General features: G+C 63.9%; 22 protein-coding genes. 12 read left to right on the top strand and 10 right to left on the bottom strand.

Annotation, left to right across the window (positions count from 1 at the left end):
* Positions 1-7: 7 nt before the first annotated feature.
* Positions 8-931, bottom strand: coding sequence for an alpha/beta hydrolase (locus tag IB262_RS00320; protein ID WP_192357097.1), 924 nt, complete (start codon positions 929-931; stop codon positions 8-10).
* Positions 932-1,086: 155 nt separating this feature from the next.
* On the opposite strand from IB262_RS00320, the gene IB262_RS00315 reads away from it, so the two are divergent.
* From IB262_RS00315 to IB262_RS00270, 10 genes are all read left to right on the top strand, one after another.
* The gene (locus IB262_RS00315; protein ID WP_029742595.1) at positions 1,087-1,995 is read left to right on the top strand and encodes a LysR family transcriptional regulator; all 909 of its coding nucleotides are present in this window, start codon (positions 1,087-1,089) and stop codon (positions 1,993-1,995) included.
* Between the two features lie 183 nt (positions 1,996-2,178).
* Complete coding sequence (locus IB262_RS00310; RefSeq protein WP_029742594.1) at positions 2,179-3,339, top strand: ABC transporter substrate-binding protein; 1,161 nt, start codon at positions 2,179-2,181, stop codon at positions 3,337-3,339.
* A gap of 194 nt (positions 3,340-3,533) precedes the next feature.
* Complete coding sequence (locus IB262_RS00305) at positions 3,534-4,532, top strand: ABC transporter ATP-binding protein (RefSeq protein WP_029742593.1); 999 nt, start codon at positions 3,534-3,536, stop codon at positions 4,530-4,532.
* A complete protein-coding gene (locus tag IB262_RS00300) occupies positions 4,529-5,479 on the top strand; it encodes an ABC transporter permease (protein ID WP_192493345.1) in 951 nt (316 codons plus the stop codon). Before IB262_RS00305 ends, IB262_RS00300 begins: the two co-directional genes overlap by 4 nt.
* A complete protein-coding gene (locus tag IB262_RS00295; protein WP_112974965.1) occupies positions 5,469-6,281 on the top strand; it encodes an ABC transporter permease in 813 nt (270 codons plus the stop codon). Before IB262_RS00300 ends, IB262_RS00295 begins: the two co-directional genes overlap by 11 nt.
* A gap of 24 nt (positions 6,282-6,305) precedes the next feature.
* Positions 6,306-7,733 (top strand): gamma-aminobutyraldehyde dehydrogenase, encoded by a 1,428-nt coding sequence (locus IB262_RS00290; RefSeq protein WP_192493344.1) that lies wholly within the window; start codon positions 6,306-6,308, stop codon positions 7,731-7,733.
* A gap of 59 nt (positions 7,734-7,792) precedes the next feature.
* Positions 7,793-8,287 (top strand): nuclear transport factor 2 family protein, encoded by a 495-nt coding sequence (locus IB262_RS00285; RefSeq protein WP_060515873.1) that lies wholly within the window; start codon positions 7,793-7,795, stop codon positions 8,285-8,287.
* A gap of 333 nt (positions 8,288-8,620) precedes the next feature.
* Positions 8,621-9,280 carry a siderophore-iron reductase FhuF gene (fhuF, locus tag IB262_RS00280; protein WP_112771210.1) on the top strand — a complete coding sequence of 220 codons (660 nt, stop codon included), beginning with the start codon at positions 8,621-8,623 and terminating at the stop codon, positions 9,278-9,280.
* Between the two features lie 33 nt (positions 9,281-9,313).
* Positions 9,314-10,423, top strand: a complete 1,110-nt coding sequence (locus IB262_RS00275) for an ABC transporter substrate-binding protein (RefSeq protein WP_246802564.1) — start codon at positions 9,314-9,316, stop codon at positions 10,421-10,423.
* A gap of 250 nt (positions 10,424-10,673) precedes the next feature.
* A complete protein-coding gene (locus IB262_RS00270; protein ID WP_060515871.1) occupies positions 10,674-11,198 on the top strand; it encodes a hypothetical protein in 525 nt (174 codons plus the stop codon).
* Between the two features lie 58 nt (positions 11,199-11,256).
* On the opposite strand, the gene IB262_RS00265 is transcribed toward IB262_RS00270, so the two are convergent.
* Complete coding sequence (locus IB262_RS00265) at positions 11,257-11,841, bottom strand: cysteine hydrolase family protein (RefSeq protein ID WP_112974968.1); 585 nt, start codon at positions 11,839-11,841, stop codon at positions 11,257-11,259.
* 113 nt (positions 11,842-11,954) lie between these two features.
* On the opposite strand from IB262_RS00265, the gene IB262_RS00260 reads away from it, so the two are divergent.
* Positions 11,955-12,398: an Lrp/AsnC family transcriptional regulator gene (locus tag IB262_RS00260; protein ID WP_226020607.1), complete on the top strand. Its 444-nt coding sequence runs from the start codon at positions 11,955-11,957 to the stop codon at positions 12,396-12,398.
* 62 nt (positions 12,399-12,460) lie between these two features.
* Here the strand turns inward: IB262_RS00260 and IB262_RS00255 are convergent, their stop codons facing one another.
* The 3 genes from IB262_RS00255 to IB262_RS00245 all read right to left on the bottom strand — a co-directional run bounded on the left by IB262_RS00255 (position 12,461) and on the right by IB262_RS00245 (position 18,715).
* Positions 12,461-13,693, bottom strand: coding sequence for an aromatic ring-hydroxylating dioxygenase subunit alpha (locus IB262_RS00255; protein ID WP_112974969.1), 1,233 nt, complete (start codon positions 13,691-13,693; stop codon positions 12,461-12,463).
* 130 nt (positions 13,694-13,823) lie between these two features.
* The gene (locus tag IB262_RS00250) at positions 13,824-16,271 is read right to left on the bottom strand and encodes an FAD-dependent oxidoreductase (RefSeq protein ID WP_112974970.1); all 2,448 of its coding nucleotides are present in this window, start codon (positions 16,269-16,271) and stop codon (positions 13,824-13,826) included.
* A complete protein-coding gene (locus IB262_RS00245; protein ID WP_112974971.1) occupies positions 16,268-18,715 on the bottom strand; it encodes an FAD-dependent oxidoreductase in 2,448 nt (815 codons plus the stop codon). The genes IB262_RS00250 and IB262_RS00245 overlap by 4 nt, the downstream gene beginning before the upstream one ends.
* Positions 18,716-18,838: 123 nt before the next feature.
* Between IB262_RS00245 and IB262_RS00240 the strand changes: the two genes are divergently transcribed.
* On the top strand, positions 18,839-19,714 hold the full coding sequence (locus tag IB262_RS00240) for a LysR family transcriptional regulator (protein ID WP_060582602.1): 876 nt from the start codon (positions 18,839-18,841) through the stop codon (positions 19,712-19,714).
* On the opposite strand, the gene IB262_RS00235 is transcribed toward IB262_RS00240, so the two are convergent.
* The 5 genes from IB262_RS00235 to IB262_RS00215 form a co-directional block, all read right to left on the bottom strand.
* Positions 19,711-20,124: an ABC transporter permease subunit gene (locus IB262_RS00235; RefSeq protein WP_162728676.1), complete on the bottom strand. Its 414-nt coding sequence runs from the start codon at positions 20,122-20,124 to the stop codon at positions 19,711-19,713. The two genes, IB262_RS00240 and IB262_RS00235, sit on opposite strands and share 4 nt — an antisense overlap.
* Positions 20,121-20,384 carry a hypothetical protein gene (locus IB262_RS00230; protein WP_162728677.1) on the bottom strand — a complete coding sequence of 88 codons (264 nt, stop codon included), beginning with the start codon at positions 20,382-20,384 and terminating at the stop codon, positions 20,121-20,123. Before IB262_RS00230 ends, IB262_RS00235 begins: the two co-directional genes overlap by 4 nt.
* Positions 20,385-20,401: 17 nt before the next feature.
* The gene (locus IB262_RS00225) at positions 20,402-21,217 is read right to left on the bottom strand and encodes a transporter substrate-binding domain-containing protein (protein WP_162728678.1); all 816 of its coding nucleotides are present in this window, start codon (positions 21,215-21,217) and stop codon (positions 20,402-20,404) included.
* Positions 21,218-21,228: 11 nt separating this feature from the next.
* Entirely contained in the window at positions 21,229-21,531 is a 303-nt protein-coding gene (locus IB262_RS00220; protein ID WP_034792064.1) for a GYD domain-containing protein, read from the bottom strand.
* A gap of 119 nt (positions 21,532-21,650) precedes the next feature.
* Entirely contained in the window at positions 21,651-22,316 is a 666-nt protein-coding gene (locus IB262_RS00215; RefSeq protein ID WP_112974974.1) for an isochorismatase family cysteine hydrolase, read from the bottom strand.
* Positions 22,317-22,396 lie beyond the last annotated feature (80 nt).

Below are 22,396 nucleotides of genomic sequence, written 5' to 3'. Positions count from 1 at the left end.
CAGGTCGTCACCGCGTTCCGACAAGGACCGCCACGCCTTCCGCCAGCCGGCGAAAGCCTTCGCGCGCGCCCTCGCTCATGTGCCGCGCCCTCAGCCACGCATGGATCATCTGCGGCTCCTCGCGGAAGGTGACGTTCACGCCCGCCAAAGCAAGCCGCGCCGCATAAATGCGGGCATCGTCGCGCAAGGGGTCAAAGAAGGCGCCGGTTACATAGCTCGGCGGCAGGCCCGAGAGATCCGTTTCCGCCAGCGGCGCGGCGAAGGGATTGTCCGCCGGCGCCTTGAGGATATCGCGATAGTAGCTGACATCGGCCGTCGTCAGCCCCGGCGCCTCGGCCATCTCCTCATAGGAACCCGACACGAGATCGCCGCCAAGGCCGGGATAGATCAGCACCTGGCCAACGATGCCGGAAAGCCTTTCCGCCCGTGCCTTGAGAACGATGCCAGCCGTGAGATTGCCGCCGGCGCTGTCGCCGGCCACGACGACCGGGCGGCCGTCGGACAGGAGGTGTTGCAGCACTGCGTAGCTGTCGTCAAAGGCAGCCGGCCAGACATGCTCCGGCGCGAGCCGATAATCGACCGAGACCAGCTCGGCCTGAGCGAAATTCGCAAGCTCGGCACAGATCGCATCATGGCTGTCGAGCGAACCGACGACGAAGCCGCCGCCATGGATGTAATAGATGCGCGTTTCGCTCGAGACCTTGCCCGGCCGGTAGCGCCGGGTCGGGATAAGGCCGTCGACGAGTTCATCCATGCACGTCAGCCCGGCCGGGCTCGGCGCATCGAATTCGGCGCAGAGCGCGTCATACCATTTGCGCTGCTGTTCGATCGAGGCATCGACCGCGTCGGCGGGATAGAAGTCCTCGCAGCGGCGATGAAAGGCGAGGATCCCCTCCTCCGTCGGCATCGGCCGCTTGGTCACCTGATCCACGTCGTCCTCCCTGCAATCCCGAAGTCGCCTGCAGCTTAGCACCGGCGTTCCGGCTCTCTGTCCGAAAACCGACATGACGGGAAAAAATCGGCGGTCGATCCGGTTGCATCGGCCACCCGCTTGCCAGCCCTGCCCCGCACCTATTAACTCTCGCCATGGCCTTCACTTTCAGACAGTTGCAATATTTCGTCGCCGTCGCCGAACAGGGGTCGATCACCCGTGCGGCGCAGAACCTGTCGATCTCGCAATCCTCGATCACCGAGGCGATCAAGGAGCTGGAAGGCGATCTCGGCGTCGAGCTCTTCGACCGGCATCCGCGCGGCCTGTCGATCACCCACAACGGCCACCAGTTCCTGCGCCACGCCACCAAGATCCTCTCCAATGTCTCGGACGCCCGCCGCAGCTTTTCCGACAGCCGCGAGGAAACCGGCGGCAAGCTCAACCTCGGCGTCACCTCGCTTGTGGCCGGTTACGTGCTCTCCGATCTGCTGGCGCGATACCGCCGCGCCTGCCCCGGCGTGGAAGTCAGCGCCATCGAGGACAACGGCTCCTATCTCGAACATCTGCTGATCGGCGGCGAGCTCGATGTCGCCGTCATGGTCATCTCCAACCTGCGCGACCGCATGGCGCTGCAGGCGGAAATCCTCGAGACCTCGCCCTATCGCCTGTGGCTGCCGATCGGACATCCCTTGGTCAGCGCCGACATCATCTCCGTCAGCGATATCGCCAAGGAACCGTTGATCATGCTGACAGTGGACGAAATCGAGGAGAACACCGGCAAGCTTTTGTCCGCACTTGGCGCCCGCCCGCATGTCGCCTTCCGCACCCGCTCGGTCGAAGCAGTGCGCAGCCTGGTGGCGACAGGCGCCGGCATCGCGCTTTTGCCTGACCTCGTCTACCGCCCCTGGTCGCTGGAAGGCGACCGCATCGAGAGTCGCGACGTGTCGGGCGCGCTTCCCGTCGTGCAGGTCGGCATGGTCTGGCGCAAGGGCTCCGGCCTGCCACAATCGGCGCGCGATTTCGTCGGTATCGCCGAGGCGCTGAGGAGCGCCAGACCGCGCTAACTCATCGCTTTTATTGTTTTTCTTCTGGAAAGAGCCACATCCCTGGCGTGCCGGTGGGTAGTCGATATCGGAAAAACAGAAAGCGACATTCTGTTTAATGAATTTGCGAATACGGTGAAATGAAGGCACGCTTCATCCTGGGAACGAAGCCGCAAAACGCGGCTCAAAACTGGGAGAATTCAGATGAAGCAGATGCTCAAATCCTGCACGGCATTGACCCTGTCGCTCGGCCTTGTCGCCCCGGCCTTCGCGCAGGAGCCGCTGAAGGAACTCGGCAAGGGCGAAGGCGAACTCTCCATCGTCGCCTGGGCCGGCTACATCGAGCGCGGCGAGACCGACAAGGCCTATGACTGGGTCACGGATTTCGAAAAGCAGACCGGCTGCAAGGTCTCGGTCAAGACCGCCGCCACCTCGGACGAAATGGTGGCGCTGATGAACGAAGGCGGCTTCGACCTTGTCACCGCCTCGGGCGACGCCTCGCTGCGCCTCGTCGCCGGCAAGCGCGTCCAGCCGATCAACACCGATCTCATCCCGAGCTGGAAGACGATCGACGAGCGCATGCAGAACGCGCCCTGGTACACAGTCAATGGCGTCCACTACGGCACGCCCTACGTCTGGGGCCCGAACGTGCTAATGTACAACAAGGACGCCTTCAAGGGCGAAGCGCCGAAGAGCTGGAACGTCGTCTTCGAGGAAATGAACCTGCCCGACGGCAAGTCCAACAAGGGCCGCGTCCAGGCCTATGACGGCCCGATCCATGTGGCCGACGCTGCCAACTACCTGATGAAGCACAAGCCGGAACTCGGCATCAAGGACCCCTACGAACTCAATGAAGACCAGTACAAGGCAGCGCTCGAGCTGCTGCGCGGCCAGCGCAAGATCGTCGGCCGCTACTGGCACGACGCAATGATCCAGATCGACGACTTCAAGAACGAAGGCGTCGTCGCCTCCGGCTCCTGGCCGTTTCAGGTCAACCTGATGGAAGCCGAGAAGCTGCCGATCGCCTCGACCATTCCGGAAGAAGGCGTGACCGGATGGGCCGACACCACCATGCTGCACGCCGACAGCCAGCATCCGAACTGCGCCTATATGTGGATGGAGCACTCGCTGTCGCCGAAGGTCCAGGGCGACGTCTCCGCCTGGTTCGGCGCCAACCCGTCGGTCGGTGCGGCCTGCAAGGGCAACGAACTCTTGACCGACGCCGGCTGCAAGACCAACGGCTACGAGGACTTCGACAAGGTCAAGTTCTGGAAGACGCCGGTGACGAAGTGTGAAAGCCAGGGCGAATGCGTGCCCTATCACCGCTGGGTCTCCGACTATATCGGCGTGATCGGCGGCCGCTAAGCCGTCAGACCTATCGCAAGCATTTGCCCCTCACCCTGACCCTCTCCCCGCACGCGGGGAGAGGGAACGCCCCCGGCCAAACAGTAGGGCGTGAACTTGAGGCAAGACGCCCGCCGCACGTCCCCTTCGCCCCGCCTGCGCGGAGAAGGTGCCCGGCAGGGCGGATGAGAGGCCACATTTCCCGGAGCCATACAATGACCACCGCCGTTCTCTTCGACAATGTCTCCCGCCACTTCGGCGCCGTGCGCGCCGTTGATGGCGTGAACCTCGAGATTGCCGAGGGCGAGTTCTTCGCCATGCTCGGCCCCTCAGGCTCCGGCAAGACCACCTGCCTGCGCCTGATGGCCGGCTTCGAGCAGCCGACCGGTGGCCATATCGAGATCTTCGGCGAAACGGCGGAGGGCGTGCCGCCCTATCGCCGCAGCGTCAACACCGTCTTCCAGGACTACGCGCTCTTCCCGCACCTCTCGATCCTCGACAACGTCGCCTATGGGCTGATGGTCAAGGGTGTCGGCCGCGAGGAGCGCCGCAAGGCGGCCGAGGACGCACTCGCCATGGTCAAGCTGCCGGGCTATGGCACCCGCCGTCCCGGGCAACTCTCCGGCGGCCAGCGCCAGCGCGTGGCGCTCGCCCGGGCACTTGTCAACAAGCCCAAGGTGTTGCTCCTCGACGAGCCGCTCGGCGCGCTCGATCTGAAGCTGCGCGAGCAGATGCAGGAGGAACTGAAGAGCCTGCAGAAGTCGCTCGGCATCACCTTCGTCTTCGTCACCCACGACCAGGGCGAGGCGCTGTCGATGGCCGACCGCATCGCCGTCTTCAACGATGGCCGCATCCAGCAGCTTGGCAGCCCGGAAGACGTCTACAAGCAGCCGAAGACGCGGTTTGTCGCAGATTTCGTCGGCTCGTCCAACGTGCTGCCGCAAAAGCTCTGCCAGCGGCTCGGGCTGAAGGCACCCTTTGCGAGCCTACGTCCCGAAGCGATCGTCCTCGCCCAGCCGGTAGATGGCGCGCTCAGCCTCTCGGGCACCGTCTCGGCCCATAGCTTCCTCGGTGCCGTCAACCGTGTCGTCGTCGATGTCGATGGCGCCCGCGTCGCGGTCGCCAGCCCCGCAGCGCTCGCCGTGCCCGCGCTCGGCAGCCCCGTCACCATCAGCTTTGCCGCAAACGAGCTGCACCCGATGGAGGACGCATGACCGCCTTTGCCGAACCCCTCGTTCTGCCTGAACGCCGAGGCCCCGCCGGCCGCCTGTCGGACTTCTTCTGGAAGCACCCGCATCTGCTTCTGTTGATCATGCTCGCCCCGCCGCTGCTCTGGCTCGGCGTCGTTTATCTCGGCTCGCTGTTTGCGCTTCTGCTCCAGAGCTTCTTCTCGATCGACGATTTCTCGGGCCTGATCAACTACGAGTTCACGCTCGCGACCTATCGCCAACTGCTCAGCGAAACCAATCTCGACATCATCCTGCGCACCGTGCTGATGGCGGCGACCGTCACCGTCGCTTCCGCCGTCATCGCCTTCCCGATCGCCTATTACGCCGCGCGCTACGCACAGGGGAAATGGAAGGTGCTCTTCTATCTCGGCGTCATGCTGCCGCTCTGGTCGAGCTATCTGGTCAAGATCTATGCCTGGAAGCTGCTTTTGGCCAAGGAGGGCATCCTCACCTGGTTCTTCGAAAAGCTGCATCTCATGTGGCTGCTCGACGGTTGGCTGTCGCTACCCGTGGTCGGCGGCAACTCGCTCTCGGTCAGCTACACCGGCACCTTCATCGTCTTCGTCTATGTCTGGCTGCCCTTCATGATCCTGCCGATCCAGGCAGCGCTGGAGCGCGTGCCCGGCAACCTGATCGAGGCCTCCTCCGATCTCGGCGGCACGCCGGCCCAGACCTTCCGCTACGTGCTCTTTCCGCTGGCCCTTCCTGGCATCGTCGCCGGCTCGATCTTCACGTTCTCGCTGACGCTCGGCGACTACATCATCCCGCAGATCGTCGGCTCGTCGCGCCTCTTCATTGGCCAGGCCGTCTATGCCCAGCAGGGCACGGCCGGCAACATCCCGCTGGCCGCCGCATTCACGGTCGTCCCGATCGTCATCATGGGCGCGTACCTCTTCGTCGCCAAACGCATGGGAGCCTTCGATGCGCTCTGAACGAAACCGCTCACCGATGGGCCTGAAGATTGCGGCCGCCGCCGGCCTCGCCTTCCTGCACCTGCCGATCCTCCTGATCTTCCTCTATGCGTTCACGACGGAGGAAAAGAGCTATCAGTTTCCGCCGCCGGGGCTGACGATGCAGTGGTTCGCCGTTGCCTGGAACCGGCCCGACGTCTGGGCGGCGCTGACGCTTTCGGTCAAGGTCGCCTCGATCGCAACCGCGGTCGCGCTGGTGCTCGGCACGCTCTGCGCCGCAGCCGTCAGCCAGACGCGCTTCTTCGGCCGCGAGACGGTCTCGCTGCTCGTCATCCTGCCGATCGCGTTGCCCGGCATCATCACCGGCATTGCGCTGCGCTCCGCCTTCTCGATGGCCGATATTCCGTTTTCCTTCTGGACCATCGTGCTCGGCCACGCGACCTTCTGCATCGTCGTCGTCTACAACAATGCGGTCGCCCGCTTCCGGCGGATTTCCGGCTCGCTGATCGAGGCCTCGATGGACCTTGGCGCCGACGGCTTCCAGACCTTCCGCTACATCATCCTGCCCAACATCGGCACGGCTCTGCTTGCCGGCGGCATGCTCGCCTTCGCGCTCTCCTTCGACGAGGTGATCGTCACCACCTTCACTGCCGGCCAGCAGTCCACGCTGCCGATCTGGATGCTCGAAGAGTTGATCCGCCCGCGCCAGCGCCCGGTGACCAATGTGGTTGCCATGGTCGTGGTGCTCGTCACTTTCCTGCCGATCCTCGGCGCCTACTACCTCACCCGCGACGGCGACCAGATCGCCGGCGCCGGCAAATAACTCGACTATCAAGGGAGAACAGACATGGACACCCAACTGCTGATCGGATCGCGCTTCGAGGCCGGCACCGAGGCCGACGAACACATCCTGAACCCGCGGACGGGCGGCAAGATCGTCGATCTGCCGGAAGCCTCGCATGCCCAGGTCGAGGCGGCCGTCGACGCTGCTGAAAGCGCCTTCACCAGCTGGTCGCAGACGACACCGGCCGAACGCTCCAACTATCTCTTGAAGATCGCCGATGCGATCGAGAAGGATGCGGACGGCTTTGCAGCGCTCGAGGCGCTCAACTGCGGCAAGCCGATCAATGCGGTCAAGAATGATGAGCTGCCCGCTATCATCGACTGCTGGCGTTTCTTTGCCGGCGCCGTGCGCAACCTGCACGCCCCGACCGCAGGCGAATACCTGCCCGGCCACACCTCGATGATCCGCCGCGATCCGATCGGCATCGTCGGCTCGATCGCGCCGTGGAACTATCCGCTGATGATGATGGCCTGGAAGCTGGCGCCGGCGATCGCCGGCGGCAACACCGTCGTCTTCAAGCCATCCGAACAGACGCCGCTGACGGCGCTGAAGCTCGCGCGGGTGCTTGCCGACATCCTGCCGGAAGGCGTGGTCAATGTTGTCAGCGGCCGCGGCGAAACCGTCGGCAATGCGCTGATCAACCATCCGAAGATTTCGATGGTCTCGATCACCGGCGATATCGCCACCGGCAAGAAAGTGCTGGCGGCGGCCGCCAAGACCGTGAAACGCACCCATCTGGAGCTCGGCGGCAAGGCCCCGGTCATCGTCTATGACGACGCCGACCTCGAAGCGGTGGTCAACGGCATCCGCACCTTCGGCTATTACAATGCCGGCCAGGACTGCACCGCCGCCTGCCGCATCTATGCCGAAGCCGGTATCTACGAGAAGCTGGTCGCCGACCTCTCCTCGGCCGTCTCGACCATCCGCTACAACCTCGCCGACGACACCGAAAACGAGATCGGCCCGCTGATCTCGCGCCGCCAGCGCGATCGCGTTGCGAGCTTCGTCGAGCGCGCCGCCGACCAGAAGCACATCGAGATCACCACCGGCGGTGCCGCCGGCAGCTCGGACGGCTTCTTTTTCCAGCCGACGGTTGTGGCCGGCGCCACGCAGGAAGACGAGATCGTGCGCCGCGAAGTCTTCGGCCCCGTCGTCTCCGTTACCCGCTTCACCGGCAAGGACGATGCCGTCGCCTGGGCCAACGACAGCGACTATGGCCTCGCCTCCTCCGTCTGGACCAAGGACATTTCCCGGGCGATGAAGGCCGCCTCCCGCCTGCAATACGGCTGCACCTGGATCAACACCCACTTCATGCTGACCAACGAGATGCCGCATGGCGGTATCAAGCAGTCGGGCTACGGCAAGGACATGTCGGTCTACGCGCTCGAGGACTACACCGCCGTTCGCCACATCATGATCAACCACGGCTGAGGCTCACCGCCCCGGGCGCGGAGAATGCATGCAAACGAAACAAACGGGAGGAGTTTGCGATGTACCGTCGTCAATTGCTTGTTGCCGCTGGAGCCCTCGGCCTCAGCGCCCTCGTGCTCACGCCGGCGGCGTTTGCCGCCGACGCGGCGCCGGATGTGGTCGCGGCCTATGTCGCGGCCTGGAATGCCCATGACTCGAGCAAGGCCGCATCCTACTTCGCCGATGACGTCACCTATTACGACGCGTCGGTCGGCAAGCCGGTCACCGGCAAGGATGCCGCCAAGACCGGCGTCATCGACAATTTCCTGAACGCGGTGCCTGATGCCGTCTGGACCATGAAGGGTGATCCGATCGCTAGCGGCGACAAGGTCTCCTTCGAATGGGAGTTCTCCGGCACCAATTCGGGCGCCTGGGCCGACGGCACGGCCGCGACCAACAAGAGCTTCAAGTTCACCGGCGCCTCGGTCTTCACCGTCAAGGATGGCAAGATCGCCGCCCAGAACGACTATTACGACGCGCTCGGCTTTTACAAGCAGCTCGGTCTGATGCAGTAGGCGAGCCGAGCGGCGGTTTCGCCGCTTCGATGGCCGCAGGCTTCGGCTTCCGGCCATCGTCTCTTGGCTTCAAATCATGAATACAAAACTCATAAATGACTTGCACCGGAAAAAATCTTGAGTAACACGATCACCTTATGAGTTTCTGACCACGCTCAGAAGGTATCGCATGCTTGCAGGACGGCGTTCTTCCAAGGCTCCATTACCGATCGGGCTTACCCGCGCGCGGGTGACGTCTTGACGGCGGCCGTGTCCGAACCGGTCGTCGCGACAGGCGGCCCCAAGGCGCTGTCGGCCGCCTTTGCCGGCACCCATGCCTGGTGCAATGAGAAGATGGTGCTCTCGGACGAGCTTTCCGACGGCATGGCGCTGCCGGACTTCTTTGCCTCCGGCGCCTTCGACCGCGCGCTCGATATCTACACGGAGAAATCCGGCGCCAGCGACCGCCGTGCCGTCGCCTCCATGTGGTCGCTCTACTATTTTTCGAGCCTCACCATTCCCTATCTCGTCGCGCGCGTGCTTGACGATCAGGTGCTGCCCGTCGCCTTCGATCAGATGAAGGTGGCGCTCGCCGAGGATGGCCTGCCGCGAACCTTCGGTGTCGCCACACCGGGCGACTGGCAGAAAGCGGACGATAGCGACGTTTTCGCCACGCTTGCCCCCCTGATGCAGGGGCATCTGCGTGAGGTCGTCAGTTATCTCAAGTCCGTCGGCGGCATAGCCCCGAAGCTCGCCTGGAACAATGCGCTCGTCTATATCGACTATGCGCTGCGCGCCTCCGGCATCGAGCCGCTGAACGCGCAAGCCGACGCGCTGATCGGCAGCAAGTCCCTGCCGGACGGCACACCCAATCCCTTCTTCGATTGCCTGCGGCACGAGGAGGAAGATGGCGCCCGTGTCTGCCGGCGCAAGATCTGCTGCCTGCGCTATCTGCTGCCCGGCGTCCCGAGCTGCGGCAGCCTCTGCGCCCTCCCAAGCCAAAGGAACCAATAGGTTTTGTCTTCCCGCTTCCTCTTCCCGGCCGCCCTGCGGCTGACGCTCGTTTTCATCACCGCCCTGCTCTTTGCTGTCTCCGCCCGCGCCGAAAGCAACTGGCCGATGACCGTCACCGATGCGGTCGGCCGCGAGGTGACGATACCGGCAAAGCCGAAGGCGATCCTGCTTGGAAGCGGCTTCAATCTCGTCGCCCTGTCGCTCATCCATCCCGATCCCGTCAGCCTGCTTGCGGCCTGGTCCGGCGACATGAAGACCGACAACCCCGAGATCTACGAGAGCTTCCGGCGTAAGTTTCCTGATATCGCCGACGTGCCGCAGATCGACGATGGCACCGGCCCGGGCCTCTCCTTCGAGACGCTGCTGACGGTGAAGGCCGATCTCGCGCTGCTCAATAACTGGCAATCCGACACCGACTCCGGCAGGCGCGCCATCGAGTATCTGACCGGCATCGGCGTGCCCGTGGTGGTGGTCGATTTCAACAACGACGCGCTGACCGGCACGCCGCGCATGATGCGTCTGCTCGGCCGCATCCTCGAACGGGACGAACAGGCAGAAGCTTTCGCCCGGTTCTACGAGGACAAGCTCAAGCTGATCCGCGACCGCATCGCCGCCAAGCCGGAACCGCGCCCGCTGGTGCTGATGGACGCCTTCCCCCAACCCGACCGCTGTTGCTGGGCCTATGGCACCGGCGGTCTCGGCGAATTCCTGACGGTGGCCGGCGGCCGCAATTTTGCCGAAGGCGTGCTGCCGCGGCCGGGCGGCACCGTCAACGCCGAGGCGATCATGGCCGCCAATCCGGAAATCTATATCGCCACCTCCTCGCCCGGCGGCAAATACGGCACGCTCTCGATCGGCCCCGGCGTCAGCGAAGACGAAGCGCGCGAGACGCTGTCCCGCACCATCGAGGCGCCGGCGCTGAAGACCATCCGCGCCGTCGAGGAAAAGCGCGTGCACGGTCTCTGGAACTTCTTCAATGCGATCCCGCTCAACATCGTCGCCGCCGAAGCCTTCGCCACCTGGATCCGGCCGGATCTGTTTGGCGATCTCGACCCCCAGAAGAGCCTTGCCGAGATCAACGCCCGCTTCGCCGCGGTGCCGTTCGAGGGCACCTACTGGGTGGACCTGACACCCGCCAGATAGGGAGACGCCCTGCACACGCGAGCGCGGACCCACACGGCATCGTCACGCGTGTTCACCAATTCGTCAGGGTGCTTCCTTTCGTCCGACGCCCCGGCGTGTTGCCAGTCGGCGCCCACCCTATATAAAGGCCAGGTGGTGTAGCGCGCCGTTCCAAAAGGCGAGCGTCGCTGTAACACGTTGATCGGCTGCACGATTTCTCTGTTGCGTCGATTCCGGACCAAGGAATGATGCGGGGTTGAGGAGGATCTTGATGCTATGGTTGATCGCGTTACCGCTGGGTCTTGTCGTGGTGTATCTGGCAGCGCGCTTCAGCCGCTTTCGTCATTGGGCCGAACCGATCCTCTCCGTCGCCGTGGCGCTCGGCCTGCTCGTCGCCTTCATCATCTGGTTTGCCGACCGCGACGGTCGCACGCCGGCCGCGCCCCCGCCCGTTGAGACGACCCAACCGGCCGGCCTCACGGCCGCCGACGTTGCCCTCGAAGGCCTGACCTTCGAACAGAGCCAGCCGGAGAGAAGCTTCCGGCTGCGCGGCACGGTGACGAACAAAGGGCCGCAACTGCTCGAATATTTCCGCCTCGCGGTAACGCTCGAAAACTGCCCTGACGGCAATTGCGAGACGATCGGCAACGACACCGCACTCATCCTCGCCCGCGTGCCGGCGGGCCAGAGCCGTTCGTTCGAAACCTTCCTCACCTTCCCCAACCGCGAGGGCGAAAGCCTGACGGCGCCGAAATGGACGACCGAGATCCAGGAAGTCCGCGGCGCCAACCGGTAGTCGGCGGCGCGGGAGCGGAAGCACCTGAACGGTAGCCCCGTCTGCCCGCGCCCGACCGTCAAGCCGCTGCCGGTCGCTGCAACGCCTCGACGAGCTTCGCCGTCGACAACACCTCGGCAAATTCCGCCCGCAAGGTCGCCACGTGGGCGCGGTGGATTTCCCGCGCCGAGATCACTCCGCCTTCGCCGTCCGGCTGGTCGAAACAATCGCAGGCATCCTCGACGAGGATCATGCGGTAGCCGAGATTGGCGCCGACGCGCACCGAGGTCGAGACGCACATGTCGGTAGAAATGCCGAAGGCGACGACCGTCTCGACGCCGAGACGACGCAGGCGCAAGTCGAGGTCGGTACCGATAAAGGCGGCGTTGACGCCCTTGGTGACGAGTGCCTCGTCTCCCATCGGTCCGAAGCCCGGCCGGAAGCCGTTGCCGGGCGAGCCGAGGGAAAGCGTCGAGCCGGGCATGACGCTGTCGTGGCGCACGTGAATGACTGGTCGGCCGCTTGCCCGCCAGACGGCAAGAAGCGCAAGGCCGTTGCTGTCGACCGCCTCATTCCAGCGGCGCGGCCAGGGGGCGCTGTCAAAGGCCTGCTGCATGTCGATCGGCAGCAGCACGGCGTTGTCGGGGACACTCATTTTGGGCATGGCAAGGCTCCTTGGTTGTAGGGAGACGCTATCTTGCCTATCGTCCGATTTCACTGGACATGGTGACGCCTGACCGGACATATGTCCGGAAATGGCGACAAGGAGGCGACGTTTTGACGGAAATCGATGAAAAGGATCGCCTGCTTTTGGCAGCGCTCAGGCAGGATTCGCGCCAGAGCCTGGTGGCACTGGCCCGCCACAGCGGCCTTTCGCGCAGCGCGGCCCATGACCGGCTGCGACGGCTGGAATCCAAGGGCGTGATTGCCGGCTACACCATCCGCCTCGGCATCGAAGACCAGAGCCCGACCGTCAAATCGCTGATCGCGATCACTTTCCAGCCCGGCAAGAACTGCGACCATATCGTGCCGCATCTCTCGGCCATGCCGCCGATCGTCACCTGCTGGTCGCTCGCCGGCGCCACCGACCTGATGGTGCTGGTCGAGTGCGCCTCCAACGGCGATCTCGACACCATCCGCCGCCAGATATCGATCATCCCGGGCGTCGCGACGGTGCAGACGCATGTGGCGCTGAGGACGCATTTCAACCGGCGGGACTAGGCAAACGAAATGCGTCGCCGGCACGCTTGCACCGGCGACGCGATTTGCCTGCAGCTTGCCGCTCAGGCCGGCCGGCTGATCTCGTCGAGATACCAGTTGATGTAGCGCAGCTCGTTCTGCTCCATCGGCGCGATTGGGCCTGGCACAAAGTAGTGCGAACGCACGCCGCGCGACGTGTGCTCGATGATCGCCTTGTCCTCGTCGGTCGTCACCTTCCAGAGCCAGGTGAGCTTTTCCAGATCGTAGTCGCGCCCCTCCTCGGCCTTGCCGTCGACGAGCCAGATCAGCTCCATCTCCGAGGTTTCGGCCGTCTTTGGGATGAAGCGGTAGATCATGCCGTGGTCCGGATAGCAGACGAGGAAGGTGGTGCCGCCCAGATGGATCGAGGTGACGCCGCCGTCGAAATCGGTGAAGCGGCCCATCAGCGTGCTCAGCGCCTGCCCGTCCTTGCTGCCGGTCTGGACGCCATCATAGAGCGCGTAGCGGAAGGCATGAATGGTCTCCTTGCCGCCGGTGGAATTCTGCCAGTGATTGCCGGAGGCGACCTCGATGCCGAGCGCGCAGGTGCGCGCCTCCATCCTGGCGTTCAGTTCCTCGATCAGGTGCAGCGGCTGTTCCAGCGCATGGGTTTCGGAATATTCCGGATGCGCCGGCCCGCAATGGTAGCACTCGACATAGTTTTCGACCGCAAGCTTCCAGTTGGCGTCGATCGCATAGCTCTGACGATGGGCGATCTTCGCCGATCCCCAGCCATACTGGCCGCAGGTCGCATGCAACAGGCGCTCGACTTCGGAGAAATCAAGCGGCTCGGCGGCAAAGGAGATGAAGATCAGTCCTTCGACGACACGCACGTTGAGCTTCTTCAGGCCGTGGTCCTCGCGCTTGAAGTCCTTGGGCATCAGCCGCGCCGCCTTCAGCGCGCCATCATTGCCATAGGTCCAGGCATGGTAGGGACAGACGAAGGCACGGGCATTGCCCTTGTCTTTGGTGCAGACCTCGGCCCCGCGATGACGGCAGACATTGAGCATCGCATGGATCTCGCCGCTTGACGTACGGGTGACGATCACCTGCTCGGACGCCATGCGGAAGACCTCGAAATCATTGGCGTTGGGGATCGCGCTTTCATGGGCGACGCAATGCCAGTGACGCCGAAAAACCCGCTCGAGGTCCCGTTCATAGATCTCCGGGTCGAGGTAGAAGGCGCGGGCAAGCCCATGGCCCGGACGATGGCCGGCGACCAGCTGATCGATGCGGTCGCCCGCAACTGTCGTACCCTTAAGCTCCGATGCGAGCATGGACTGAACTCCAGAAAGAAGACCGGAAACCCGCGATCCGGCACGCGTATTTTCGTTGTGCCTCGAAAGGCCCCTCATCCGCGCGGTGAGGGGCTGTCTCAAGCGCCAGGCACGCCACCCAAACGCCTGCCTACATCCGCACCCGCTCCGCCCGCGGGTCGTACATCGGCTTCAACGACACCTCCGCCTTCACCCGCGTTCCGGCGATCTCGATCTCGAAGCTTGATCCGAGCACCTCCTCTGCGCTCTCGCCTTCCGAGGGCACGTAGCCGAGGCCGATGGCGCCGCCGAGGTGGTGGCCGTAATTGCCTGACGTGATCGTGCCGACGATCTTGCCGTCGCGAACGATCGCCTCGTTGTGGAAGAGCAGCAGCTCGGGATCCGAGAGCCGAAACTGCACCAGCCGGCGCGAAAGCCCGCGATTGTGCTTGGCGAGCACCGCTTCGCGGCCGATGAAATCGCCCTTGTCGGCCTTGACCGCAAAGCCGAGCCCGGCTTCGAGCACATGATCTTCGTCGGTGATGTCGTGGCCGAAATGGCGGAAGGCCTTTTCGATGCGGCAGCTATCCAGCGTGTGGATGCCGCAGAGCTTGAGGCCCAGGTCCTGCCCCGCCGCCTCCAGCGCCTCGAACACATGCGCCGTCTGGTCGGTCGAGACATAGAGCTCCCAGCCGAGCTCGCCGACATAGGTGACGCGGTGGGCACGGGCGAGGCCCATGCCGACCTCGATCTCGCGCGCCGTGCCGAACGGATGCCCCGCGTTGGAAAAATCGTTCGGGCTCACCTTCTGCATGAGCTCACGCGCCTTCGGCCCCATGACGCAGAGCACACTTTCGCCAGCGCCGACATCGGTGATCACCACGAACTCGTCCGTCAGATGCTTGCGAAGCCAGGCGAGGTCGCGCTGGAGCGTGGCGCCGGGCACGACCAGCAGGAAGGCGCTTTCCGACAGCCGCGTCACCGTCAGGTCGCTCTCGATGCCGCCGCGGGCGTTGAGCATCTGGGTATAGACGATCCGGCCGGGCTCGACGTTCATCTCGTTGGCGCAGAGCCGCTGCAGGAAGGAAAGCGCATCGCGCCCTTCAACCCGGATCTTCCCGAAGGAGGTCATGTCGAACAGGCCGACGCCGTTTCGCACCGCAAGATGCTCGTCCCTCTGGTTCTCGAACCAGTTCTGGCGCTTCCATGAATAGCGGTACTCGCGCCCCTGGCCTTCCTTCGCAAACCAGTTGGCGCGTTCCCATCCGGCGACTTCACCGAAGACAGCGCCGCGGGCTTTCAGATGCTCGTGCAGCGGCGAACGGCGCACCCCGCGCGCGGTCGCCATCTGGCGATAGGGGAAATGGTCGGCGTAGAGCAGGCCGAGCGTTTCCGAGACGCGGTCTTTCAAATACGCGCGGTTCTTCTGGAACGGCTGCGCCCGGCGGATATCCACCTCCCAGAGATCGAAGGGCGGCTCGCCGTCATTCATCCATTGGGCGAGCGCCATGCCGGCGCCGCCCGAGGAAACGATGCCGATCGAGTTGTAACCGGCCGCGACCCAGTATCCCCTAACCTCCGGCGCCTCGCCGAGATAGTAGCGGTCGTCGGGCGTAAAGCTCTCCGGGCCGTTGAAGAAGGTATGGATCCCAGCCGTTTCCAGCATCGGCATGCGGTTGACCGCCATTTCGAGGATCGGCGCGAAGTGGTCGAAATCGTCCGGCAACTGGTCGAAGCAGAAATCCTCGCGGATGCCGTCCATTCCCCAGGGCTTGGCCTTGAGCTCGAAGGCGCCGACCAGCATCTTGCCGGCATCCTCCTTGTAATAGGTGCATTCGTCCGGCACGCGCAGCACCGGGAGGCGGGTCAAGTTGGGGATCGCCTCGGTGACGATGTAGAAATGCTCGCAGGCATGCAGCGGCACGGTGACGCCCGATTGCCGCGCAAACTCGCGGCCCCACATGCCCGCGCAGTTGACGACATGATCGGTCTCGATCGTGTAGCTCTCGCCGTTCTGCTCGCAGGTGACGCCGGTGACCCGGCCGTCCTTCTTCAGGACGGAGGTCACCTTGACACCCTCGATGATCGTCGCGCCGTTCTGGCGGGCACCCTTGGCGAGCGCCATGGCGATATTGGCCGGGTCGCACTGGCCATCGAGCGGCAGATGCACCGCCGCCTTCACATCCGAGGTGTTGAGGTGCGGATACATCGCCTTCACTTCGTCAGGCGTGATCTCGCGCACGTCGACATTGAAGGCACGCGCCAGCGACGCCTGGCGATAGATCTCTTGCCTGCGCTCCTCCGTCAGTGCCACGGTGATCGAGCCGTTCTGGCGCATGCCGGTGGAAATGCCGGTTTCGGCCTCGAGCTTGACGTAGAGGTCGGCCGAGTATTTCGCGAGCCGCGTCATGTTCTGCGAGGCGCGAAGCTGACCGATCAGGCCGGCCGCATGCCAGGTGGTACCGGAGGTAAGCTGCTTGCGCTCAAGCAGAACCACATCGGTCCAGCCGAGCTTGGCGAGGTGATAGGCGACGGAACAGCCGGAGACGCCGCCACCGATGATGACTGCGCGGGCTTTCGAGGGAATGGGCTTGCTCATGCGCGCAGTCTTTCATTGGAGGGATCCCAGAGCGGCTGGTCGGCCTCGACCGTCGCCTTGAAGCGATCGCCGAAGATCTCGACCTCGATCTCGTTGCCGGGCACGGCGAGATCGGCGCGCAGCATGCCGAGCGCGATCGACTTGCCGACGCGGTAGCCCCAGTTGCCCGAGGTGGTCTCGCCGACAACCTGGCCGTCCGACCAGAGCGTCGACATATAGGGCGCATCGCAGCCGTCGGCGGCGACGGTCAGCGTCACGAAGCGTTTTGAAACGCCCTGCTGCTTCTCACGCTCCAGCGCCGCCTTGCCCTTGAAGCCGGGCTTGCCCCAGTCGACGAAGCGCTCCAGCCCACCCTGCAGGATGGTGTAGTCGGTCGACAGATCGCCCTTCCAGGCGCGGTAGCCCTTCTCGATGCGCAGACTGTCGAGCGCTTCCATGCCGAAGGGTTTGAGGCCATGCTTCTGACCGGCCGCCCAGACGGCGTCGAAGATGGCGGCCGTATCCTCCACCTTGGTATGGATCTCCCAGCCGAGTTCGCCGGCGAAGGAGACGCGCACGAGCTGGCAATAGCGCCCGGCGATCTGCGCCGTCTGGTGCGTGAGCCAGCCCTTGGCGAGATCCGCTTCGCTGACCTCGGCGAGGATCGCGCGCGACTTCGGCCCGGTCAGGATCTGGCAGGAGAAGGACTTGGTGACGTCGTCGATGGTGAAGGCGGCGTCGGCCGGCCGGTGCTTCATCAGCCATTCGAAATCGTGCCACTGCGCGGTTGCGGCGGTGATGAGGAAGAAGAAGTCTTCGTCGAGCATCATCACCGACATCTCGGTAACGATCCGGCCCTTGTCGTCGGCGAAATAGGCCAGGCCGATGCGCCCAGGCTTCGGCACGCGGCCTGTGATGAGGCCGGAGAGCCATGCGGTCGCGCCCTCGCCCTTTACCCGGAAGCGCGAGAAGCCCGGCAGGTCGAGTATGCCGGCGGCATCGCGCACGGCCAGGCACTCTTCTTCGATGCGCTTGGCCCAAGGCCCTTCGCGGCCCCAGGTCTGCGTCGCCTCTTCCGAGGTGTCGTCGCCTGGTTTGGCGTACCACATCGCACGCTCCCAGCCGTTATAGGGCTTGAAGTGGGCGCCGAGGGCGGCGATGCGGTCGTGGATCGGCGATAACTTCTTGCCGCGCCCGGCTGGCCAGTAATGCTTCGGAAAGTGCATCGCGTATTCGTGGCCGTAGATCTCCATGCCCTTGGCGATGCAATAATCCTGGTCGGTATAGTCGGTGTAGCGGCGCGGATCGCAGGACCACATGTCCCACTCCGTCTGGCCCTCGGTGATCCATTCGGCGAGCACCTTGCCGGCGCCACCCGCCTGGCAGATACCGAAAGTGAAGACGCAGGCTTCGAAGGCGTTCGGCACGCCCGGCATCGGGCCGATCAGCGGATTACCGTCGGGTGCATAGGGGATCGGGCCATTGATGATCCGCGAAAGGCCGGCCGTGCCGAGGATCGGCACGCGCTCCACGGCATCGTTCAGGTACCATTCCAACCGGTCGAGATCGTCCGGAAAGAGCTGGAACGAAAAATCCTCCGGCATCGGATCGTCAGGCGTTACCCAGTGGGCGCGACAGTTGCGCTCGTAGGGGCCGAGGTTCATGCCGTTCTTCTCCTGGCGGAGATAGTAGGAGCTGTCGACGTCACGAAGCAGCGGCAGCTTGTGGCCCGCCTCCTTCGACCAGGCGGCAAGCTCCGGGATCTCGTCGAACAGGATATACTGATGGCTCATCACCATCATCGGCACGTCACGGCCGAACATCTTGCCGACTTCGCGGGCATAATAGCCGGCGGCGTTGACGACGTATTCGCAGCGGATCTCGCCCTGCGGCGTCGAGATGACCCATTCGTCGTTTTCGCGGCGCGCGCCCGTGACCGGACAGAAGCGGATGATCTTGGCGCCCATGTCGCGCGCACCCTTGGCGAGCGCCTGGGTCAGCTGCGCCGGGTCGATGTCGCCGTCATAGGGATCGTAGAGCGCGCCGGTCAGCTCGTGGGTTTGGAGGAAGGGATAGCGGGCGCGCATCTCGTCGGGCGACAGGATATCGAGATCCATGCCCTGGTAGCGCCCCATGCCGACGACGCGTTTGAACTCCTGCAGCCGCTCCTTGGAGTGGCCGAGCCGGATCGAGCCGGTGACGTGATAGTTCATCGGATAGTCGACGAGCGCGCCGAGGTCACGATAGAGCGACGCCGAATAGCGCTGCATGTTCATGATCGACCAGGAGGACGAGAAAGTCGGCACGTTGCCGGCGGCATGCCAGGTGGAGCCCGCCGTCAGCTCGTTCTTTTCCAGAAGCACGCAGTCGGTCCAGCCGGCCTTGGCGAGATGGTAAAGCGAGGAAGCCCCGATCGCTCCCCCACCGATGATCACGACGCGTGCGTGCGACGGCAAATTCGACATCAACTGTTCCCTCGTTTTGGCGAATTCTTGCCGGTGAAGCCGGGCGCCATCAAGCAACGGAAACAGGCTTTATTGATCGATGTTTTCGATTAGATTGGAGCGATTGCAGCGGGAGAGAACGGCATGCAGGTGGAGCTGATCGAAACCTTCCTGGACCTGATGGAGAGCCGCTCCTTCAACCGCACCGCCGAGCGCCTGAATCTCACCCAGTCGACCGTCTCACATCGGGTGAAGGCACTGGAAGCGCAGTTCAACCGCAAGCTCTTTACCCGCAACAAGGGCGGCACCGTGCCGACGGCCGCCGGCCTGCGCTTTCTAGATTACGCAAAAGCCCTGCAAAACCAATGGCATGAGGCCACACGCGCGGTCACCAATGCCGGCGCGCTGGAGCGCTCCATGCGGCTTGGTGTCCAGCATGATCTGGCGGAAGCCTTTGCCGGGGAATGGATGGCAACGATCCGCCGGGAGCTGCCCGGCATCGAGATCTATATGGAGGCGGACTACTCCAACCAGATGAACCGCGATCTCGGCGCTGGCGACCTGGATCTGGCGATCCTCTACACGCCCCACTACCTGCCCGATCTCTATTACGAAAGGATCGGCGATCTGCATTACGTGATGGTGAGCACGGAGGCGCAGATGCTCGCCGAGATCCGCTCCGAGAGCTACATCCGCTCAAGCTATTCGCCAGGCTTCGATCGCGCCCACCGGCTGGCGCTGCCGCATCTCTCCGCAGCGCTGCTTGCCGCCGGCCAGAACATGGCGATCACCCGGCTGCTTCACACACTCGGCGGATCGGCCTACGTGACGGCAGCGACGGCCGAGCGGCTGGCGGACGATGGATTTGCCGCGCGCGTCCACGACGCGCCCGTCATCCCACAGACGGTCTATGCCGCCACCAGCCTGCGCACCCGCCACGCCCACCAGCACCGCAAGATCATCGCCGCCATGGCCGATCTGCTCGCGACGCTGCCGGTGCCGAATTCGGAAGCGGGTTAAGCCATGCGCCGCTGGATCAGCCGCTGCAGAAACATCAGGATCGAAACGATCGCGAGATAGTAGACCAGCGCTGCCGAATACCACTCGACGAAGCGGAAGCTGGAGGCGATCGCGTCGTTGACGACCGCCATGATCTCGCGCATCGAGATTACATAGGCAAGCGAGGTCAGCTTGATCAGGTTGATGAATTCGTTGACCAGCACCGGCATGACGATCCTGAGCGCCTGCGGCAGGACCACCAGAAAGAAGGTCTGCCAGCGATTGAGCCCAAGCGCGCGGGCGGCGTCCGTCTGCCCCTGGCCGATCGCCGCAAGCGCCCCGCGCATCGCCTCCGCCATGTAGGCTGCCGTGACCAGCGTAAACGCGATGAAGGCAGCGACGAAGGGCGTGTACCAGGGCGCCCGCGTCAAGCCCGGAAAAAGCTGCGGCGCGCGCCGTTCCAGACGATCAGGAGCACGAGGATCAGCGGCGCCGAGCGAAACAGCCAGACATAGACCTGCGCCGCTGTGCGCCTGACCGCCGCCATCGAATTGAGCGCGACGGCCAGCGGCAGGCAGAGCAGGAACGACGCCGCCTGCACCAGGATCGACAGCAGGATGGCGATGCCCGCCCCCTGCAACATGACGGGCATGGTCAGGGCATCGAAAAACAGTTTCGTATCGAAGTTCATGCCCCGCCTCCTTTCGCTCAGGAGTCGTAGTCGACGTCGAACAGAGCCGGATCGAGCCCGTACTTCCTGGCGAGATCGCCGAAGAAGCCCTTCTCCTTGAGCGCCTTCAGCCCTGCCTTCACCGCGGCTGCATCGCCACCGTCACGGCGGCTGTAGATGCCGTATTTGAAATCCGAGGCCCAGATATAGGGGAGCGTGAGCGCGCCGTCGGAGCGCGACGCGCGATAGGCGCCCTCCGCCTCTTCCGTCACGGTCGCATCGACGCGGCCGACGAGCACCTGCTGGTAGGCGGCCTGCTGGGTCGGGTATTCCTGCACATCGACCGGCGGCAGGCCCTTGGCCGCGAGCGCATCGTTTAAGGGCCCGATCCGCTCTTCCTTGTAGTAGGCGCCGGCTTCGAGCGCGATGACCTTGCCGCTGAGATCCTCCGGCGCCTTGATCGTATCGCTGCCCGCTTTGGTGACCATGGCGGTCGCCGATTTCATGTAGGGCACGCCGTCATAGGTCTCGCGCCGCTTGGCGTTGATGTAGATGCCGCTGACGATGACGTCGCAGCGCCCTGCCCCGAGCGTCGGCAAGAGGCCGGCGAATTCGGTGACGGTGTAGTTCACCTTCGCATTCCATTGCGCGGCCAACGCTTCGGCGATCTCGATGTCGATGCCGGTCGGCTTCGCATCGGCCGGATGTTCCTTGAAGGAGAGCGGCGGAAAGGCCGCGGTGGTGCACACGCCAACCTCTCCATCGGCGGCGAAAGCCGGCGGCTCGGCCTGTGCGGCGCCGGCCGAAAGCACGGCGGTCGTCAGAAGGGTTGCGCAGGATGCCAGTCTGATCATCTTCATTCCCCTCATTGTGCTGGTGAAACGCGGCCGACGATGTCGCCATAGGTCTGGCTGTCGAAGGCGGGAAGGATGAGCGGATCCACAAAGCCGTCGCGCCGCGCCGTCAGCACGTATTGCATCATCGACGCATTGTCCGGCATCTCGAAAACCTGGACGAAGTCATAGGTCCCGAGCGTGGCATAGAAGGCGACCGAGCGGCCGCCGAGCGCTGCGACCCGATCCTCGCTCACCTTGCGCCGGCTGCCACTATCGGCAAGCTCGGCCAGTCCCTTCGAGGTCAGTCGCATCAGCGAGATGTATCTTTGCATGGGGCATCATTCCGTTGAACGGTTGGCAAAAGGCTTTGGAAATGTGAGGACCGCGCCTGGAGCAATTCCAGGAGAAGCCTGAAGCGGCTTTTCGTCCGGAATTGCGCGGTGCCAGAGCGCTAGCGGGCGGCCTTGGCCAGTCCGGCAATTACGGCATCACTGGTCGAGACCGTGCCGAAGATGCCGTTCTCGATCGAGATCATGTTGATCGCCGCCTCATGCGCCCACTGCTCGCCGCTGGCGCAGCAGTCCGAAATCGTCAGGCACTGGAAATTGCGGTCGCAGGCTTCGCGCAGCGTCGTATGCACGCAAACGTCCGTGGTGCAGCCGGTAAAGAGCATGTGGGTGATGCCCTGGGATCTCAAGACATGCTCGAGATCCGTATAGGTGAAGGAGCTGTTGCAGGTCTTGTCGATGATGACGTCGGTGTCGGCGACATCGAGTTCCGGGAGCAACTGGAAGCCGGGGCTGGAACGCAAAAGCACCTGCGTGTTCTCAAGTCCCGAGCGCTTGCGCCGCCATTTCTCGTAAGGCGTCATGTCGGCGAGATCGGCGCGGTAGCCCTGGCGCGTGTGGATGATCAGGCAGCCGGCTTGCCGTGCCGCCGCAATCACCCGGTTGACCGCGGGCACGATCGCGGCCAGCGGCGCCGGATCGTAGCCCATCGAGGCGAAGTAACCGTTGGGCGAGCAGAAGTCGATCTGCAGATCGATCACCATCAGCGCCGTCTGCGCCGGAACCAGCTTTCCATCATAAGGAAAATCAAACGGTTGTGCCTCGATCATCGTAGTCCTCCCTCTCTCCGGTCAGATTCATAGGAGCAAAAATCGATTGGGAATAGCGATTTTTTATGCTTGATATTGTG

The organism is Ensifer sp. ENS02 (genome assembly GCF_014851885.1).
Lineage (GTDB): Bacteria > Pseudomonadota > Alphaproteobacteria > Rhizobiales > Rhizobiaceae > Ensifer > Ensifer adhaerens.
The sequence above is the reverse complement of the archived record's forward strand: the minus strand, read 5'-3'. Positions and strand labels throughout refer to the sequence as shown.